Raw genomic sequence first — 2958 nt, forward strand, 5'->3', positions numbered from 1 at the left:
TTAGGCTTGCCCATGGATCTTCCTCGTAAACTTGCTATTGCGCCAGTCGTCGTCGGTGAGCGTGAAAACGTAGCCGTCTTCGTCACGGCCGCGCATGCGCTTGATCAGGTATGGCGTGAAGCCGAAGGCCTTCGCGATCCGGACCATGCGCTCGTTTTTTGCCGAGACCTGCAGGACCACCATCTGGCAACCGATCTGGTCGAACGGGTATGAAAACATGATGTGGCGGACATCTGCGGTGAGCCACCGCGGCGTCTTCGAAGCGCTCGAAATCTGGATCAGTCCGGGGCCGGGTTGCCAGTCGTGAAACACCATTCCGGCGACGAGGTCGCCGCCATCCTCGATGACACCAATTGCCTTACAGTTGCCGAAACCGGCTTCGCAGCCTGGTGTCAGATCCGCGACGAACTGAGCCACGGCCTCGTTGTGGTCGAAGAGCAGCCTAAACAACGACTGCCCCAACCTCATAGGTCATGTCGATCGCCACCAACTCAGCATCTGGCGTCGGTGTCACGCCGCATGTCACTTGAACCTGAGGTGCAACAACGAAGCCGGTGAGACCGACTGAAACCCATTTCGTCGAAACGGTCTTTGTCGCACTGGCGTCCCATTTAGCAACATCCCAGAGGCCGGAGTCCCACTCGTCGAAGAGAGTATCGTCGGCAACCGATGATGGCGCTGAAGGCAGCGAGACCTGGTAGTCCTTCGAAACCGACAACTTGGCAATGAACTTGCGGGAGGCGAGAAACACCGTCCGCGCCATATGGACAATCTTGCTCCGGGCCGCCGCCTTCATATGATCGAACAACCCGACATAGGTGCAGGTATACGGCGTCCCATCATCGGAACCGCTAACCTCGCACTGCATGATCTTGCCGTCAGAGGTGCCGAAATAGGCCCAATCATCATGCAGGACGAGGCAGCGCGTATCCCAACCGGTGTAGTCAGCCCAGGCTCCGGTTTGCAGGTTGACGACAAAGCATCGTTTATCCTGCCCGACATCGGCCGGCAGCGACACAATCGCCATGCTGAACAGCGGCCATTTGAGGATTTCCCATGGCAGGTTGGCGCGGAACGCTGCCTGGAAACGCCAGTCCGGTTCGATGTTGCGGGAAACGCTGATCAGCGAAAGCGCGGCGCGATCCTTCTGGATGGCCTGCGAGATCGGGACGATGCCGTCATCCATTGCAATGAGCAGCTCGCCGCCAGCCTGCATGACGGCCCTCTTGCCACGTGGCGGCGACATGTCATAGCGACCAACCAGCGACCAGTCGGTAGGATCGGCAGGGTTTGCGCCCTCATAGACAGCAACCTCGCCCTTGTCGGAAACGAAGACGCATTTGTCATCGACGCCGTCACCGGCATCAAGCGACCATGTGCCACCGAAAAGCAGCGAGCCACCCTTCTGGAAGACGCCAGCAAGGGAGATGTCGAGCGCGGCCCCGGCAATCGTATCGACGGGTAGAAACCATGCCGTCAGGCTGTTTTTCTGGACGAAGAACTCGCGGTTTCGATAGGTCCAGACATGGGAGAGTTTGTTGGTGTTGATCGGGCCAAGCGCGGCAACCGTGGTCCATGTCACACCATCGAACTGCCGCATGCTGTCGGTGCCGTTGACGGCTGAGAGATAATCACCGCCAGCCGTCTCGAACTGCACATAGCTGAAATAGCCGCTGGTCAGGCCGGAAACGACTGGAGCCGGTGCCACATTCGGATCGGCCGGGTTGGTGACATCGAAAATCTTGGCGCCATCGGACGCGAACATGAAGCGCCCGGCCGAGGCGTCATAGGACATCATGCTGATGACGGCGGTGGCGCCGATTGTCGCCTTTTTCTTCAAGCCACCGCGCAGCCGGATACCGGTTGTGGTCGGGAACCAGTTTTCGAGGACGCGGGCGCCCTGCGGCTTCGACGCGGCGAGGTTTTCGTTCGAAATCTTGCCCCGGATCGGCGCCGGGAACGTGATCGTGCTGTGCCGCTGCTGCGATGGCGCGGCAACGGGTACACGGCGGAAACCGGCCCTCACGGCGTGATTACCCCTGGAAAGGCGAAATCGGCGTCAACAGGCTGGCGGCCTTGCCCAATGACGATGATATTCGACCCCTTGTCGGCGCCGGCAGACACCGACAGCGCATCCTCGTATGTCGCCATGTCCTCGGAATAGGCCTGCCCCTTGTTGGCCTTCCACTGCCAGATCATGCCGAGCTTCAGGACGCGCTCGTCGAGCCGGTAGACATCGTCATCGGCAGTGAAAGCCGCCTTCGGCGCTCCGGCGTTGTCTTTGATGATCAGGTTGGTGATGTAGTAAAACTGCGCCGTGGTCAGGTTGGCGACCGGCGGCTTGATCAGGATCTGCTCGCCGATCATCGTCCAGGCACCGACCAGATTGGCGAAATTCTGCACCGCCAAACCAAGCCACTGGTCGCTATCGGCATAATGGCTGTAGGGCGCATAAGGGCTGGCGGACGGCCAGATGCGTGCCTTCTTCAACATCCGCTGGTAGTCGTCGGGAAGGTCGAAGCCCTGCGAGACGCCATCGCCGGTAAGCGTGGCGAGCGTCTTCAGCTTGGTCCAGTCGCGGGTATCGAAAGCGATCCTATGCGCCATCTCGTTCGCAAGCGACTGCAATTCGACGTGCTCGCGATCGGTCGATGAAAACACGGCGGTCGGCACGGTCAAACCAATGACCGTGCTGACATCCTTGATGACGCTGAGGATCGTCATGGCTTAGACCGCAGCCAATTCCTTGGCCGCCGCGACCAAAGTGTCATGGTTCGGATTACCGCGTGGACGGCTGCCGGTTTCGCGGGCGATGTAAACCTTCAGCGCCTCATCATCCATGGCGTCGATTTCGCCTTCGGTCGGCGCAACAACCGGCTCCAGATCGTCATCCTCGTCGACGGGGCCGGGATCGTCGTCGACCGGCTCTTCGGTGGCGACAGGTTTGCCGCCCTGCAT

Annotated in this window: 3 protein-coding genes and 1 pseudogene; all 4 read right to left on the bottom strand. The window is 60.0% G+C overall.

Annotated elements, in window-relative coordinates; genetic code table 11:
- On the bottom strand, window positions 1-450 hold the full coding sequence (locus EN935_RS29145; RefSeq protein WP_245489078.1) for a GNAT family protein: 450 nt from the start codon (window positions 448-450) through the stop codon (window positions 1-3).
- Window positions 443-2026: a hypothetical protein gene (locus tag EN935_RS29150; protein WP_127262973.1), complete on the bottom strand. Its 1584-nt coding sequence runs from the start codon at window positions 2024-2026 to the stop codon at window positions 443-445. The genes EN935_RS29145 and EN935_RS29150 overlap by 8 nt, the downstream gene beginning before the upstream one ends.
- A complete protein-coding gene (locus EN935_RS29155) occupies window positions 2023-2724 on the bottom strand; it encodes a hypothetical protein (RefSeq protein WP_127262974.1) in 702 nt (233 codons plus the stop codon). The genes EN935_RS29150 and EN935_RS29155 overlap by 4 nt, the downstream gene beginning before the upstream one ends.
- A gap of 3 nt (window positions 2725-2727) precedes the next feature.
- Window positions 2728-2958: pseudogene (locus EN935_RS40960) on the bottom strand (hypothetical protein); the annotation flags it as partial.

This window comes from Mesorhizobium sp. M7D.F.Ca.US.004.03.1.1 (assembly GCF_003998635.1).
Classification (GTDB): domain Bacteria; phylum Pseudomonadota; class Alphaproteobacteria; order Rhizobiales; family Rhizobiaceae; genus Mesorhizobium; species Mesorhizobium loti.

Excerpts from the sequence above, each read along its gene's own strand:
- EN935_RS29155 (WP_127262974.1), bottom strand. The coding sequence starts at position 2,724 with ATGACGATCCTCAGCGTCATCAAGGATGTCAGCACGGTCATTGGTTTG.